The 14,122-nt window shown below is 70.3% G+C and carries 16 protein-coding genes and 3 pseudogenes; 11 read left to right on the top strand and 8 right to left on the bottom strand.

What is annotated here, in order from left to right:
* Window positions 1-45: 45 nt before the first annotated feature.
* Entirely contained in the window at window positions 46-222 is a 177-nt protein-coding gene (locus OG361_RS04100) for a hypothetical protein (RefSeq protein ID WP_405851888.1), read from the bottom strand.
* 115 nt (window positions 223-337) lie between these two features.
* Between OG361_RS04100 and OG361_RS04105 the strand changes: the two genes are divergently transcribed.
* The 5 genes and pseudogenes from OG361_RS04105 to OG361_RS04125 form a co-directional block, all read left to right on the top strand.
* The gene (locus OG361_RS04105) at window positions 338-565 is read left to right on the top strand and encodes a NucA/NucB deoxyribonuclease domain-containing protein (protein ID WP_405851889.1); all 228 of its coding nucleotides are present in this window, start codon (window positions 338-340) and stop codon (window positions 563-565) included.
* 33 nt (window positions 566-598) lie between these two features.
* Complete coding sequence (locus OG361_RS04110; RefSeq protein ID WP_405851890.1) at window positions 599-1,075, top strand: hypothetical protein; 477 nt, start codon at window positions 599-601, stop codon at window positions 1,073-1,075.
* Between the two features lie 822 nt (window positions 1,076-1,897).
* Complete coding sequence (locus tag OG361_RS04115) at window positions 1,898-2,155, top strand: hypothetical protein (protein WP_405851891.1); 258 nt, start codon at window positions 1,898-1,900, stop codon at window positions 2,153-2,155.
* A gap of 215 nt (window positions 2,156-2,370) precedes the next feature.
* Window positions 2,371-2,662 (top strand): annotated as a pseudogene (locus tag OG361_RS04120) (transposase); the annotation flags it as partial.
* Window positions 2,663-2,699: 37 nt separating this feature from the next.
* Window positions 2,700-2,966: pseudogene (locus tag OG361_RS04125) on the top strand (hypothetical protein); the annotation flags it as partial.
* A gap of 63 nt (window positions 2,967-3,029) precedes the next feature.
* Here OG361_RS04125 and OG361_RS04130 read toward each other — a convergent pair.
* Window positions 3,030-4,115 (bottom strand): DUF5937 family protein, encoded by a 1,086-nt coding sequence (locus tag OG361_RS04130; RefSeq protein ID WP_405851892.1) that lies wholly within the window; start codon window positions 4,113-4,115, stop codon window positions 3,030-3,032.
* A 99-nt stretch (window positions 4,116-4,214) separates the two neighbouring features.
* Between OG361_RS04130 and OG361_RS04135 the strand changes: the two genes are divergently transcribed.
* Entirely contained in the window at window positions 4,215-5,486 is a 1,272-nt protein-coding gene (locus OG361_RS04135; RefSeq protein ID WP_405851893.1) for an MFS transporter, read from the top strand.
* Here OG361_RS04135 and OG361_RS04140 read toward each other — a convergent pair.
* A pseudogene (locus OG361_RS04140) lies at window positions 5,402-6,044 on the bottom strand (hypothetical protein). The gene OG361_RS04135 and the pseudogene OG361_RS04140 overlap by 85 nt on opposite strands.
* A 325-nt stretch (window positions 6,045-6,369) precedes the next feature.
* Entirely contained in the window at window positions 6,370-7,401 is a 1,032-nt protein-coding gene (locus OG361_RS04145; protein WP_405851894.1) for an FUSC family protein, read from the bottom strand.
* Window positions 7,402-7,661: 260 nt separating this feature from the next.
* Between OG361_RS04145 and OG361_RS04150 the strand changes: the two genes are divergently transcribed.
* From OG361_RS04150 to OG361_RS04160, 3 genes are all read left to right on the top strand, one after another.
* Window positions 7,662-8,594: an IS5 family transposase gene (locus tag OG361_RS04150; RefSeq protein ID WP_405851895.1), complete on the top strand. Its 933-nt coding sequence runs from the start codon at window positions 7,662-7,664 to the stop codon at window positions 8,592-8,594.
* Window positions 8,595-9,009: 415 nt separating this feature from the next.
* The gene (locus tag OG361_RS04155; protein WP_405851896.1) at window positions 9,010-9,159 is read left to right on the top strand and encodes a hypothetical protein; all 150 of its coding nucleotides are present in this window, start codon (window positions 9,010-9,012) and stop codon (window positions 9,157-9,159) included.
* 109 nt (window positions 9,160-9,268) lie between these two features.
* Window positions 9,269-9,451 carry a hypothetical protein gene (locus OG361_RS04160; protein WP_405851897.1) on the top strand — a complete coding sequence of 61 codons (183 nt, stop codon included), beginning with the start codon at window positions 9,269-9,271 and terminating at the stop codon, window positions 9,449-9,451.
* Between the two features lie 99 nt (window positions 9,452-9,550).
* On the opposite strand, the gene OG361_RS04165 is transcribed toward OG361_RS04160, so the two are convergent.
* Window positions 9,551-9,826, bottom strand: coding sequence for a hypothetical protein (locus tag OG361_RS04165; protein ID WP_405851899.1), 276 nt, complete (start codon window positions 9,824-9,826; stop codon window positions 9,551-9,553).
* 555 nt (window positions 9,827-10,381) lie between these two features.
* On the opposite strand from OG361_RS04165, the gene OG361_RS04170 reads away from it, so the two are divergent.
* Entirely contained in the window at window positions 10,382-10,669 is a 288-nt protein-coding gene (locus OG361_RS04170) for a hypothetical protein (RefSeq protein ID WP_405851900.1), read from the top strand.
* Between the two features lie 126 nt (window positions 10,670-10,795).
* Entirely contained in the window at window positions 10,796-11,230 is a 435-nt protein-coding gene (locus OG361_RS04175) for an SMI1/KNR4 family protein (protein ID WP_405851901.1), read from the top strand.
* Between the two features lie 107 nt (window positions 11,231-11,337).
* On the opposite strand, the gene OG361_RS04180 is transcribed toward OG361_RS04175, so the two are convergent.
* The 3 genes from OG361_RS04180 to OG361_RS04190 all read right to left on the bottom strand — a co-directional run bounded on the left by OG361_RS04180 (window position 11,338) and on the right by OG361_RS04190 (window position 14,054).
* Window positions 11,338-11,901, bottom strand: a complete 564-nt coding sequence (locus tag OG361_RS04180; RefSeq protein ID WP_405862059.1) for a transposase — start codon at window positions 11,899-11,901, stop codon at window positions 11,338-11,340.
* Window positions 11,898-12,086, bottom strand: a complete 189-nt coding sequence (locus OG361_RS04185; RefSeq protein ID WP_405862061.1) for a winged helix-turn-helix domain-containing protein — start codon at window positions 12,084-12,086, stop codon at window positions 11,898-11,900. Before OG361_RS04185 ends, OG361_RS04180 begins: the two co-directional genes overlap by 4 nt.
* A 1,104-nt stretch (window positions 12,087-13,190) precedes the next feature.
* Window positions 13,191-14,054 carry an RNA repair domain-containing protein gene (locus tag OG361_RS04190; RefSeq protein WP_405851902.1) on the bottom strand — a complete coding sequence of 288 codons (864 nt, stop codon included), beginning with the start codon at window positions 14,052-14,054 and terminating at the stop codon, window positions 13,191-13,193.
* Window positions 14,055-14,122: the final 68 nt, after the last annotated feature.

Here is a 14,122-nt window from a genome sequence, read left to right on the forward strand (position 1 = left end):
CCGCCCACACGGTCGGGCCGTGTGGGCGGGGCGACGAGGTGCCGGCTACGCCTGCCGGCGGATCAACCAGACAGTGCCGGTCACCATGACAGTCCAGACCGGCCAGACGACCCACAGCGCCGGCACAAGCCAGTCGGCGTCGTCACGGCGGACGGTCGCCACGATGAGCGCCAGGGCGCAGATCGCGAGCGCGCCAACCGACGTGCGGAGCGCATTCGTCATCGGTTCCTCCTCCTTGATTGCGGTGCGGTGAGGTGTTGCGAGATCCTGGAAGGCGGGGCCCGGAGTTGTCACTACCATCTCCGGGCCCCTGTCACCAGCGCTTGCGGTGTCGTCCGTGAACAGGCGCAAGACCTGCCCGACGTCCCTGCCTCGGCCGAAAGGGAAGCAGCGCGTCGAGTACCCCTACGCCTCGACGACGGAGGGCGGAGGGATCATCGGGAAGACCCAGAGCCGAAAGATGATCGACGCCGGCCACAACCGGCAGGGCGGAACGCAGCTCGCCAAGTTCTACGACGCCCACCGGATCATCCCGGGCGACACGTTCTACGCACGCACCAACTGAGCGCGCGTGCCCGACCTCACCGGGAGTGACCGGATGCTGAAAGGCCCCTACCGATTCTCCGTCGCGGAGAACCAGTTCTATCTCCTCGACGATGACGACCTCGACTACGTGAAGAACCGCACAGTCGTGGCGGCGGGTAAGAACGGCCTGGTCGCCGGCGGGGAGAACCATGCCGTCGCCCTCGCGGGAATCAGCGCCGGAACGGCGATGATCTCCTACGACCTGTCGCCCGAGCAGCTTGCGGCGGACGACTCGCAGCAGTGGGAAGAGGCTGTCGAATTCGACTACACCTCCACCGTCGGAGTGACGCACCTTGCCGCCAGCATGGGGCCCGACGAGGAGTCCGACGACATGGAGGCCTACGAGGTCAACCTGGCTTTCACCGGTCCGGGCGGCTATCGCATGCGCCTCCACGCCCGAGGCCGGGGACTCCACCCCGACGGCGTCCAGGAGGAGGACGAGCCCATCGCCGAGCATTACCTGCTCCAGGTCTGGCCGACGACGGGCTGACCGGCGCGGCCCCTGCACCGGGCCAGCACCGTTCGCCACCCAGGCGAAGATCGGCGGAGGCACTGCAACCGCCGAAGCCCTCTCCTTCTGCCCCCGAACAGGATCGTCCGGGCAAGTCCCCATGCTGAGGTGGCGGGCGGAGAGCGACCTCCTCCCGCCACCGGGTGTCAGGCGCCGATCGCCTCCATCAGCATGGGGATGCCGCAGGACGTACGAGCCGGTCGAGCCCACCTCCCCCATCAGGAGCGGGATCTTCTCCGGCGGGTGCAACCAGATCCGCCACCCCCGCCGAGTGTGCATCTCCAAGTGGACCGTGTGACGGCCGTCGGCGGGGACCGGGACGACCGCCCGCGTTAGCGAGGAGCCGTGCGTGAGGATCTGCTGGGGCAGCTCGTCGTCGCCGCGCGGGCTGGTCAGCTCGACCCATGAGTCGGCCGCCCGCTCCAGGTGGACCACGAGCAGCGCGGGCTCGCGCGGGTCGGTACGGCTCAGCTGGACCCCCGTGTCGCCACTGTTCTCCCGGCGCTGCCGCGTTCCCGTGTTCGCGGGCCATGTCCCGTACGGGTCCGCGGAGGTGGGCGGGGAAAGAGTCGGGGCCGCCTCGGCCGATCCGTGCCCGGGGCGTCCCTTCGTACGGGACACGGGCCGTGGGTCCGGTGCCCGCTCCCGCAGGCCGCGCTCGATCGGCGGCCGTCCCTCAGCCAGGCGTACGGCATCGGCGGCGCAGACGGCGACCGCCCTCGCGGCGCCCCCGGCGGAGGTCCAGCGGACCTTCTCGGCCGACCACCCATGGCGGGAATCGAAGAAGCAGAGGGGAAGCCGATGGGGGCGCGGCAGGCCCGCGACGGCGGCGTCCACGCAGGCCAGCGCGTGGCGCCCCTCGTCGAGGGCCCGCAGCACGCCGGCGGCGTCCCGCAGGTTCCGGTCGCCGACGAAGTCCCGCTTGGCCCGCTCATACGCGTCCAGCACCCGTTGGTAGTCGGCGAGGAGCCGGGAGCTGTGCACATGGTGGTCCGGCAGGAAGGGATGCCCGGCAAGCGCCTCCCCGAACGCGGCGATCTCCGCCTCGACCCGGGCTAGTTCGTCCACGCGCTCGCCCGCGCGCCCGCGTCCCCGGAACAGACCGGTGATCGCTCCCACCATGCCGCCAGTCACGCGGGCGATCGTAATCGCCGCCGCACGTCCCGGACAGTGTGTCCGTCGGGAGCGGTGCGCGGGCCTCCGACGAGGCCCCGCCCGGCGCTGGCCCGCGGCGCCCTCAAGGCGTCCAGGGCGGGTCGAGTCGCTGAGGTTGCCGGGCGGGACGACGACGGGGGTGGGGCATCCGAGCGGTGGTCCCTGAACGGTGGACTAGAAGGCCAACAGCGTGGGCGAGGGAAGGCCGGCGGCAGGCCGCCGGCCTTCGACCGCGAGCTCTACAGGGCCCGCAACGTGGTGGATCGCTGCTTCGGCCGTCTGAAGCAGTTCCGCGCGATCGCCACCCGCTTCGACAAGCTCGCCGACCGCTACAAATCCGGAGTCCACCTTGCCGCACTCATCCTCTGGCTCCGCGAACCCACCCAAGATCATTTGCCAGACAGCGCCTAGAGGTCCCGGATCATTCGGCTCTATCACCGCCTGGACGACCTTGCCGACCGGGCCTCCGGTCTCGAAGCTGGACCGGCTGCGGCGCGGGCCGGTGCGGATCTCGGGGTCGCAGATGAAGCGGGCGTGGGAGCGGGCGGAGGAGATCGCCGTACTCGGGATGGGAGCCCTGGGCGTGTCGGGGATACCGTCGCGGCGCCGTGCGGAGCTGTCGCGGTACGGGGTGGACGGCAAGGCGTCGCTGCTGCGCCGGCACTCGGACGCGCGGCGGCCGGCCACACTGCCGGCCACCACGGCGAGTCGGACGATGCTGCGAAGCCGGCGGTCGCCCGCTTTCCGGCAGACCGAAGCCACTGAGTACCGAAGGCGCTCAGCGCAGCACGGCCGACAGCAGGTTCGTGCCCAGCGTCGTCATCGCGGACAGGTCGAGGGTGTAGTGGACGTAGCGACCGCGCCGCCGGGCCGTGAGCAGCCCGGCGTGGCGTAGGACTGCGAGGTGGCGGGATACCTCCGGGGGTGAAAGTTCCCAGGCGTGGGCCAGCTCGCCGGTGGTGTGCGGGCCGCGGGCCAAGGTACGCAGCAACCGCAGCCGTACCGGATGGGCGAGCGCCTCCAGCCGAAGCGTGACGGTTTCCAGCGACACCGGCTCTGGCGGATTCGGCTCGGCCACGGGGTACTGCACCACCGGCTGCCATCCGGGCGCGTGGACCACCACCAGGTGCGGGCGGCCGAAGACGCTGGGGATGAAGGTGACCCCGGTGCCGTGGGCGGCGGTCGCCCTGTCCTGCAGCTTGTCCACGACGATGCAGTCGCCGTCCGGCGCCAGGGTGACCGCGCCGGAGACCGAGGCGAGTGCCGCCCCGATGCCCTGGCGCTTCAGCAGGTCGTTCTTCAGACGCAGATCGGTGGCCAGTTGCACGGCGACGCTCGTCCAGGCGGCGTCGAAGAAGGCGTCGGCGCATTGTTCGAGGGTGCGGCGCACCCGTGCCCGTACGGCGGCCGGGTCCGCGAGCAGCCGTTCCGCGAAGGCCTCTTGCAGCGGGCCGCGGGCCTGGGCCAGGTCCAGGGCCCGTTCGCGCGCCGTCGCGTCGGTGAGCGGCGACGGCGCGGCGAAGTGGACCCGGTTGCTGCCGCACGTGGTAACGAGCGCGGAACTCACATATGTTTCGTCGTCGATCCGGTCCACGTCGTCCAACTCATCGGCGAGGGTGGGCCGGGGACGAGCGGGGACCAGGAAGTCGGCTCGTGAGGAACGCCAGAGGAACTCCGCCTCCCGCAACCGCTCGGCCAGCTCCGGCCGCAGCCCCGCCCGGACGTCCCCGGCCCAGTCGGCGAGTCGCGGATGGTGCCCGGGTTCGGCCAGTACGTGCAGCATCGCGGTCAGCTCGGCCAGGGGGGAGGCGGCGAACCGCAATCGCTCGGACGGCAGGCCGCTGATGTCGATCCTCAACGTCACCCCCTCATCATCACCGACCGGATGGCCGGCGACGGCGTCGGTTGACGATGTCAGTCAACCGACGTGGCCGGCCCGGCGGTTGAACGCACCGTTGGCGCCATGCCCACCACCAGAATCCAGCCCCGCGCCCTCGTCCGTGCCTCCGGAGGCCCCCGCTATGCCGTCGCCCTGACCGTGGACGCGCTCGGCACCGGTCTGCTCCGGCCCTTTCTGCTGCTCTACGGGGTGACGGTGCTGGGTCTGTCCGCGCCCGCCACCGGCATCGCCATGACGGTCGGCGTCGTCGTCGGTCTGGTGTGCATGCCCGCGGTCGGCCGATGGCTGGACCGGGGCGCACGCAGCACGGTCGTGGCAGCGTCGATGCTGGTGCGGGTGCTGGGCGTGGCGCTGCTGCTGGCCGCCCCGGCGGGACACGTCTGGCTGTTCGCGACGGCGGCGCTCTTCCTCGGCATCGGCAACCAGGCATGGCCGGCCGCCCACGCAGCTCTCGTGGCCACGGTCGCCCACGGCCGGGAACGCGACACCGCTCTCGCGGCAGGCCGCGCCCTGCGCAACGCCGGCATGGGCGCGGGCGCGCTCCTCGCCACCGCATGCCTGGCGGGCGGCACCACCGCATTGCAGGCGCTGGCAGCCGTCACCGGGCTCGCCTACCTCACTGCGGCGGCCTTGGCGTGGTCGGTCCACCTGCGTGCCCGTCCGGCCGCTGCCCCGGCCAAGGACAGAAACGACGGGCCGCCACCCCGGATGCGCGCGCTGCTCGCCGCCAACGTGGTCTACGCCTTCTGCCTCAACGTCCCCGAAATCGCTCTCCCTCTGGTCCTGGTGACCCAGTTGCACGCATCCCCGGTGTGGTCGGCGGCCATCTTCGTGGCCAACACGGTGCTGGTGGTCACCCTGCAGGTTCCACTCACCGTCCTGATGTCCCGCTTCTCCCGGCGGACCGTGCTGGCTCTCGCCGGCGTGGTACTCACCACGTCCTACCTCGGCTTCCTGGTGGCCACCTCACTGGGACACGGCTGGGGCGCCCCGGCCGTCGCCACGGTGTCCGTCGTCTGCACCCTCGGCGAAATCCTCTACGCCGGCAGCGCCACCGCTCTCATCACCGCCCTCGCCCCGGCCCATGTCCTGGGACGCACCCTCGCGCGCTTCCAGCTCTCCACGGGCTTCGGCCTCGCCGTCTCCCCGGCCGTCATCACCGCTCTCGCACCCCACGGCCCGGCCGCCCTCTGGGGCGGCCTCGCCGCTACGACGCTCCTCTCCGCCTCCGCCGTCGCCACCGAGAAGGATCAAGACGCGGCCCAGCGGTTGATTCCGCCGGGCGCGAGGAGGCTCGTAAGGTCGGCAATCGCCTCCGGCGACGGTGTGAAGTAGCAGCGGACGTTCTCCGGCTTCTTTTGCCGGGACTTCGCCATCAGCATCAACAGGGACGCGCCTGCTCGCCGAGGTGGGTCAGCGAGGAGTGGCGGTACTCGTGCAGATCCCAGCCTGTGCCCGGCCCCCGAAGGACCGTGTGCTCACCCGGCAGAGCGCGTGCCTGGCCGGAGGAGCCGGGCCGGCCCGGTGTCCGGGCATACGTCGCGCGGGCTGACCACCTTGCCGGGCCCCGGCGGCGGTGAGTGACGAACACCGGGCCGCAGGTGCGGCCCTTGAGCAGCCGCGGCAGCAGCCGGGCAGTACCGCCGTCCTCGAGTGCGCAGGGGACTCGGAGTCCGGCACCGCCAGCCGCTTCGCCCAGGCCGGGACCGCCGGGCCCTCGCAGCCGCGGTCCCGGCACCAGCCGAGCCAGGACAGCACTGCCGCCCGGCGGGAGTTCCGGGTGTTCACTGCCGCGGTGCCCCACAGCAGTTCCAGAGCCTCACCGATCTCGTCGTCCGTCACCGTCCCCGGCGGCCGGGCCTCACCGAGCCGCTCGGCGGTCCTGCCCACTATCGAGGGTGGTGGCCACGATGGCGCCGGATGCTGCCGGTCTGACCAAAGGCGTCCAGCCGGGCGTAGCTAGGGCATCCGCCCGGCGCCCACGTGACCGCCACCACTCGCACCAGACCGCGCACCGATCTACGTTGAGGCCTCCGTGGGGCCCGGCTGCACCTGGATGTCACGGTCTGGTACTCGAACGCTCCGAGAAGCACCCGCTCCTGCAGAACGCTCATAACCACGGACCAGGCCGTGTCTCCCCGATCATGAGCTGCTCCAGATGGTGCCGACTGCGAGGGTGACTGCTGCCCAGGAGGGGCGAGCGAGGTGTGGGCAGCCGTTAGCTGCTTTGATTGCTGGTGGCGAGTTCGGGTTGTGGGCTGTGCCGCTGGAGGCGGTCGCCGATGGCGTGGGCGACGGCGAGGCCGATGACGAGGATGGCGATGCCTGCGAGGATTTCGAAGCCGCGGTGTTCGGCTTCGACGGCGACCTGGCCGGGGGAGGCGAGGGCGAGGACGACGGCGAAGGTGTAGAGGCCGTACATGAGCCAGTACCTGTTGGCCTGGGTGAGAGCGGCGATGAACGCGACGGTGGCGATGGCCGAGGTGACCCAGACGGACGGGGCGAGGATCGCCACGGGCAGGGCGGCGGCGGCGCCGGCGGCGGTGCCGATGGCCTTGCCCCGGATGCGGTCGCGTTTTCCTGTGACGATGTACAGCGCGAGGATGATGATCGGCTCCGGTACCCAGTAGGGCTCGGTCCACCCGAGCGCCACCCCGAGTGCGGCCGCGGCACCGAGGGCGGCGCCGAACACGAGCGCCACCACGGCGGCCACCTTGACGGGCAGGCGGTCGCCTTCGGTGACAGGGGCGGTGCCGAAGCGGTGGGCGATCACGATGCCGTAGCCCACACCGAGGGCCGCCATGATCCCGGAGATCAGCGCGTCGGTGCCGGACTGCGTCGGTGCCGCGAACGTGGCGGCGAAGGCGAGCGTCAGCAGCGGCGGGAGCCAGCCGAAGCCGATCCCGGCCCCCACGACGGCGCCGGTCACCGCGAGGAGCGCCACCCACCACCAGTCGTAGGCGGTGAGGGCGCCCAGGCCGACCGCAACCCCCGCCGCGGGGGCGAGGTACAGCATGCGGCGGGTTCCGCCGAGCTTCGCCCCGAGGACGCCGAGGAGCAGGCCGAGGAACACGGCGTGGGCACCCAGCTGCCCGGCGACGATCCCGGCCACCGCGACCGGCAGCACGATTGCCACCACGACAGCGCCGAGAATGTGCAGCCACCGATGGGCGCCCGACTGCTTGGCCGGAACCGCTGCCGCGTCCGGCTTCCCGCCGTTCGGAACGTCCCCGTGCTCAGCCTCGCCCACCGCACGACCCTTCCCACGTCCGGGGCCAGGGGCTGGCTCACTCGCCTGCCCGGCTCTGCGGTCACCCTACGCAACCGGGCATCCCAGGCCGGCGAACGCCACTGACGCATTCGGGTGCTGGCAGGTCGCGCACGGCGTGGTCGCCGCGGGCGCAGATTTTTTATCAAGAACTCCTTTTCTGCGCAGCCCCTGTCGTTTTGGGGTGCCACTGACCCTGCCCCGAACCATGCCTCTCCGATCATCTGACTCGTTGGCTCGATATGACTGGCCGCGGGGATCTGACCGACAGTGAGTGGGAGCGGCTGGCGCCGCTCCTGCCGGTGAGCAACGGACGCTGTGGCAGATGGCGGGACCACCGGCAGGTGATCAACGGGGTCCTGCATCAGGTGCGGACCGGCGTGCAGTGGCGTGATCTGCCTGAGCGGTTCGGTCCGTGGAAGACCGTGCACAAGAGGCATGTGCAGTGGTCGGCCGACGGGACCTGGGAGCGGCTTCTCCAGCAGGTTCAGGCTGTCGCGGACGCCGAGGGCGCCATCGACTGGGACATCTCGGTCGATTCCACGGTGATGCGCGCCCATCAGCACGCCGCCGGGGCTCGCACAGCGCCTCCGCCCGTGTCCTTAAAGGGGGGCAGCGGTGGTGGAACACCAGATCGATCCGGCGTGGAAGGGCCTGGCCGGCCGCCTGGCGGAGGTGGTGCGGCAGGTGAGGGCCTGGGCCGCTCACGGGGCGGGTTCACCACCAAAGTCCACCTGAGTGCCGATGGCCGGTGTCGGCCGCTGTCCCTGCTGGTCACGTCCGGGCAGCGGGCGGACTGCACGCAGTTCGAGCCGGTCATGGAGAAGATCCGCGTTCCGAGGACCGGCTCCGGGCGGCCCCGCAGGCGACCGGACAGCGTCAGTGCCGATAAGGCGTACAGCAACCGCCGGTCCCGGGCCTACCTGCGCAAGCGGGGTATCCGGCACGTGATCCCGGAGAAGGCCGACCAGGCGGCGAACCGCGTCAAGCGCGGCTCGCACGGCGGTCGGCCTCCCGGCTTCGACAAGGAGCGGTACAAGAAGCGCAACGTCGTGGAGCGAGCGATCAACAAGCTCAAGGGCTTTCGAGGTGTGGCAACGCGATACGACAAGCGCGGCCATGTCTTCCTCGGCACCGTCACGTTCGCAGCCATCACCATCTGGCTCCGCTCATGATCGAAGAGACAGACCCTAGGTGAGTATGTGGGCTCAGGCGGAGCCGCGTACGGAGGGAGCACGAGGCCCGCCCCCTGCCGACGGGCAGTAGAAGGCCGTCAGGAGGGGGCGTTCCTCGAGCACCCGGCCCGCCCCGGACCTCTTCGGGGGAGAGGGCGTGAAAAGCGCGGGCGTTGTCGGCGGTTTCTGACAGAGTCGAGGCGTTCGTCCCGTGGTGGTCGACAACCACGGCCCGTGTGCGACCGACAGGAGCCGAGTCCGCGCAGGTACTGGAGCGGCTGCGGAGCGCGCTGTGACAGACGTCGACCGCACCCGCTACGTCCTGTCCGAGGAGGAGAACGAGCAGATCTTCCGCGCGCGGATCGTGCCGCAGCAGCTGGCCGGTACGTGACAGGCGCAGCCGATCGCCGTCATCGTGTCGGGGCAGATCGGGGCGGGCAAGACTTCGATCACCTCACTGGTGACCCGGGCCCCGGCGGTGCGGGGCGAGTCCGTCAACATCAGCCTGGACCCGTCGGCTCCATGTGGCTCGCCTCGCACTCGGAGGCCAACGCCACCTGGGTGATGAAGGAACTCCGCGCGGCCGTCACCGACTGCCCCAAGGGCTTCAAGACCCTCGGCCTTCCTACGGCAAGGTCGAGGGCCTCCCGGCGCCGAAGCTCGGCGACGAGGCCGTGGGGTACCGGATCACCGGCGACATCGGCAAGCAGAAGGTGTCGATGACGTACACGGTGGTGCGCGGCGGGGGCGTGATCGCGGCGTTCTACGGCGTGACCATGCTGGACGCGAAGAAGGCGGCGATCCCGGAGCCGGTCGTCAAGGCCCAGCTGGAGCGGATCGCGAGCGCGAAGGGCTGACAGTCGAAGGGCTGACGCCGCTTCCGTGCGTACGAGAAGGGGGCCTCCCCGGTGCTCGGTGCACCGGGGGCGCCCCCTTCCTCTTCCTCGCGCCTCCCGTTAGGAGCCGTTGAGATACCCCTCAAGGGCCGGGCCGGTCATGGCGACGACGATGGCTCCCTCCCCCGCTTCCGCAGGAAAGTGCGCCCGGTCCTCCTCCTCGCGGAGAATCAGCGGCCGGTCGGTTGGGGTCACACTCGCCCCGAGCCGGTCCACCAACTCGGCCAGGACATCGAAGAACTGGCCGGGCGGGAAACGGTTGACGGCCACGCAGACCTCGTTGACGTCCACGTCGACCTTGTGGCCGTCGGAGGTCCGGATCCGCACGCCGTTCATGAGGTCCTCGTCAGCGGCGACGATGTACGGCGCCAGGACTTCCCGTACGAGCTCCGGGTCGAGGGGCTCCGGGTCGAGGGGCTCCGGTTCATCGTTCCGATAACGAGCACGAACAGCATGCGACTCATTGTTGGATCCTCACCGGAAGTCTTTCTGAAGGGGACCCCAGGGGCACTCCCGTGGAGGACGCCCTCGGTATCGCCACTGCCCGCGCCTTCCCCCGCACGTGTCGATGCTCGCCGCAGCGGACCCGTCTCGCATGGCGTGATGTCCCTGCGGAGACGGTGGGCTGCTCCGGGGTGACGGCCTGGCGCCGCTGCGGGACGACCGCACCCCCACGGCCCACAGAACCTCTGACGGGGATTCTTGAAATCGGTTCTGGCCGGACTTCCATGAAGTCCCGGTTCGCCAAGGCCCTGGCCACAGCTGATGCCCGGTTTGGCTCACTGGGTGCGCCTATCCAGGTCACCTCAGGCCGTTCCCCGAGCAAGAGACTCTCGGTGGGGGTATGTCGTTTCGCGCAAGGCGACCTTGGGATCCATGAGGAGATCAGCTATGTACGCAGTAATCCGGCGCTACGAAGGAGTGACCGACTCCGCCGAGGCCGGACGCCGAGTGGACGAGGGATTTGTGCCCCTCCTCCGCCGAGTCCCCGGTTTCGTGGCTTACTACTGGGTGGATGCTGGAGACGGAGTGATGATCTCCACCAGCGTCTTCGAAGACCAATCCGGGGCCGAAGAATCGATCAAGCGCGCCGCCGAGTTCGTAAGGGACAACCTCGCGCCGCTGCTCCCCAACAGTCCTCAGGTCACAGCCGGCCCGGTTGTGGCTGCTGGGTACTGAAGCTGAACTCGTGATGTCGGTGCAGGCTGGCGGAGGTGTCCGGCTGGCAGGCTGCGGTCCCGGCTTGGTGCGCGGGCCGGGCACCTTCATTCAGGAGCCAGCCGGCCGCTGAGTAGTCTTCGGATCATGTGGAGAGAAGCGGCCCTTGAGGTCTTTCCTGGGGCAAGGTTCCGGAGTCCTGCGCAGGTGGCGGCCCTCGCTGACGCAGAGCGCCGTCTCGGATGCGGGCTGCCTGACAAGCTGAGGCAGCTGCTCCTGGACAGTGACGGGATCATCGGGCATACCGCAGTGGACACCGTGTGGCCCATCGAACGGATTGTCGACCAGAACCTCTTCTTCCGATCCGACAGGTCCTTCGCCCAGCTGTATATGCCCTTCGACGCTCTTCTCTTTTTCGGGGACAACGGGGGCGGCGACCAGTTCGCGTTCGTTCAGACACCCCAGCGCCCGGACATCTTCGTCTGGGAGCACGAGACCGACAGCCGCCGATGGGTGGCAGGAGACCTGAGGGACTACCTGGACCGTTCACTCTCCGAGGGAGGCGACGACTGGTACCAGTAAGTCGTCGGTGTCGTCCCGAGACGCTGACCGGACGGCTCGCGATCCGGACCTCGCAGACGAGAAGGATTACGACGAAGGCGTTCGGGGATCGGATTGAGCTGTCACGTTCACTCCGCCGGGGCGTTTCGATCACCTTCGCGGCCCACGTTGTCCATGATCAGGCCGGTGCCGGTGTGGCACCCGTCGACGAGGTGGGGGCGGTACTGGATCTGTTTGAGCTTGCGCTTGACAGCTCGGGCCAGTTGGCCGAGGTCAGCGGCGGCGAGGTTGCCGATGTCGCGCTTGACCAGCGACCAAACGCCCTCCTGGGGGTTAAGGTCGGGCGCGTAGGTGGGCAGTTGGAAGACCGTCAACCAGTGGGCATTGGCCTCGAAGAACGCCTTCAGCGGCGGCACGAGGTGGATCCGGGCGTTGTCGCAGACGAGCACGATCGGGCCGCCGAGCTGGATGCGGGCGCGGACGACCAGGTCCCGGAAGTCGCGCCAGGAGAAACCCTTTGGCTCGTCCTTGCGGCCCCGGTACTCGCGGATGGCGTGTATCAGCCGGGACCGTTCGCCCGGTCTGTAGCAGGCCATGCCGGCCATCGAGACCCGTCCGGAGCCCCGGCCGCGCACACGGACAACCGGCGTGCGCCCGATGCGGCCCCAGGTTCTGGCACGCGGCGGCGTCATCGGCTGTCCGGCCTCGCCCTCGAAGACGATCCAGGCACCTCGAACCGCCGCGGTGCTTTTACCTGCGGCGGCCACACCTCCTTCTTCCACAGCTCGACGGCCGTGTCGTCGCGTTCGATCGCGCGGCGGGCCGGCTGCTGCCACGACCAGCCGGTGCCGCTTGAGCAGCCGCCACGTCCCCTCAGCTGTGTAGCTCACGTGGAACAGCCGACCGATCAGCGGCTTCACCCGCGCCAGCGTCCACCGCTGGTCCGCCCAGCCATGGGCCAGCGGACCGCGCTCTAACTCCCGCTCCAGCCTGGCGATCTGCCTCTCGCTGAGCCTCGGACGCCGGCAGCGATCTCCCGGTTTCCCCCGCCCTCGAAGCGTTCCACGGCCTGCAGCCGGATCCGCTCCCGCACGGCACTCCCGGCGTCGGTCAACCCGCCGCCCTGTGCGTATCTCACGGCCCAGGACTACCGAAGCCGAGTGCCCGCCGTCAGGCGAAGGGCTCCGACATCACCCAATCAAGTTCAGTAGCGTCGTTGGCAGGAAGGCTGGGAACCCGCCCCGGCCCAAGCGACGCACGCAGCGGTCATGAGTGAGATCACGGTCAGCGCGCGGCACATCGACACCTCCTGCCGGACCCCAACAGCTCGTACGGCGTCCCATACCAGCGGGCCTACGCCGGGCTCGCCGTCTCGCACCGCGGTCGGTCGGTCGGTCGGTCGGTCGGTCGGTCGGTCGGTCGGTCGGTCGGTCGACGAGATCGTGCCCCGTGCTCCGTGCGGCCGCCGACGCCGCACTCCTCGGCTTCACCGGCACCGACCTCGTCGAGCAGGCGCAGGCGATCAACAGCGGTGCCCCGTACGAGCTTCGGTCCGGGGCACCGGGTAGCCACAAGGGCGTGCGATCACGGGTTGGGGCTACATAGGCTGGGATGTAGGGTCTCGCCGCTCGTGGCCAAGCGCGTGCCCGTGACCTGCTGGTCTTGAGGCCGTCTCACGCTGTGGCCAAGCTGATCGGTCTCAGAACGGCGGCAGATCCCTGCTTCAGGTGTCCCCTGACTCCTACCTCGGACACCAGGCGCAAAGTAGGTACGTCTTCGCTGGTCAGCGGTTCGGCCGACGGTGAGGGAAGAACACTGTCACCAGCTTCGATGAGCCGGCGCACCGCCTCGACGGCGGCCCGCTCACCCCAGTCAAGATCGGCGAGCGCCTTCTCGGCCACGTCACTGCAGAAGGCGTGGGTGCGTACTCATGACTTCGTTGCATGCCGGCCGGGCCGGGCCGAAGCCCGTGCGCGTCCGACTAGACGGGCGGTGACGGCGGAGGGTTGCCCGGAAGGGCCGAATTCTCCGGGTGACGTACGTCGCCGCTGCCGAGCATGACGCGGGCCCGGACCCGCATCGGCTCGTCGCCGCGCCGGGAGAGCAGGACCAGCTCGTCGACCCGGGCCGTCATGGGGCCGAGGAGGGCGTCCGCCTTGCGGGCGAGGGAGTGCGGGTCCGGGGTACGGCCGAGGGACAGGTGCGGGGTGAAGCCGTGCGAGTGCGATCCGCAGAGCGGGAAGCGGAGCTCCAGGGACTCCCGCAGCCGCGCCCAGGGCTCGTGGTCGGCGGCGGCCGGGTCGAGCCAGACGGTGGCGTCCTCGCGGTGTCCGAACCAGTGGACGCCCGCCAGGCGGGCGGTGAACGGCGGCGTCTCGGCGAGCGCCGCGGCGACCAGCGGCAGGGCCCGGGCGAACTCTGCCTCGGGGACGAACCCGAAGAGCACGTTGACGTGCGGCGGCCAGCGGCGGATCTGCCGGTCGTGTTCGCGGCGAATGTGCTGGATCGGCGGCCACAACTCCGCCGGCGGCAGCCAGGCGACGGCGGTGCGGTTCGTCGACGGGACGGCGAGGACGTCGCCGGGTGCCGGGGCCGGCACGGGGCCGACCTGCCCGACGAGGGTCTCGTCGAGCCGGTCGACGCCGGAGGCGCGGTCCCAGACGACCTGACCGTCCGCCTCGAAGAACACCACACGGTGCCAGGGGATCTCCCCGCCCGGCACGAAGTCGCCGAGCAGGACCCGCTTCGGCGGGGCCCCGCGCTCGGCGATCCCCATCACGAACCGCTCGGGGTCGAAGCGAGGGTCCCAGAGCACCCGGTGGTAGATCTCGTCGCTGGTGTGCACGTCAGCACCTCCCCTCGACTATCAGGGTGACTCGCGCCCGGTCGACCCTGCAAATGTCTGCCGACGAC

Source organism: Streptomyces sp. NBC_00090, from assembly GCF_045160815.1.
Classification (GTDB): Bacteria; Actinomycetota; Actinomycetes; order Streptomycetales; family Streptomycetaceae; genus Streptomyces.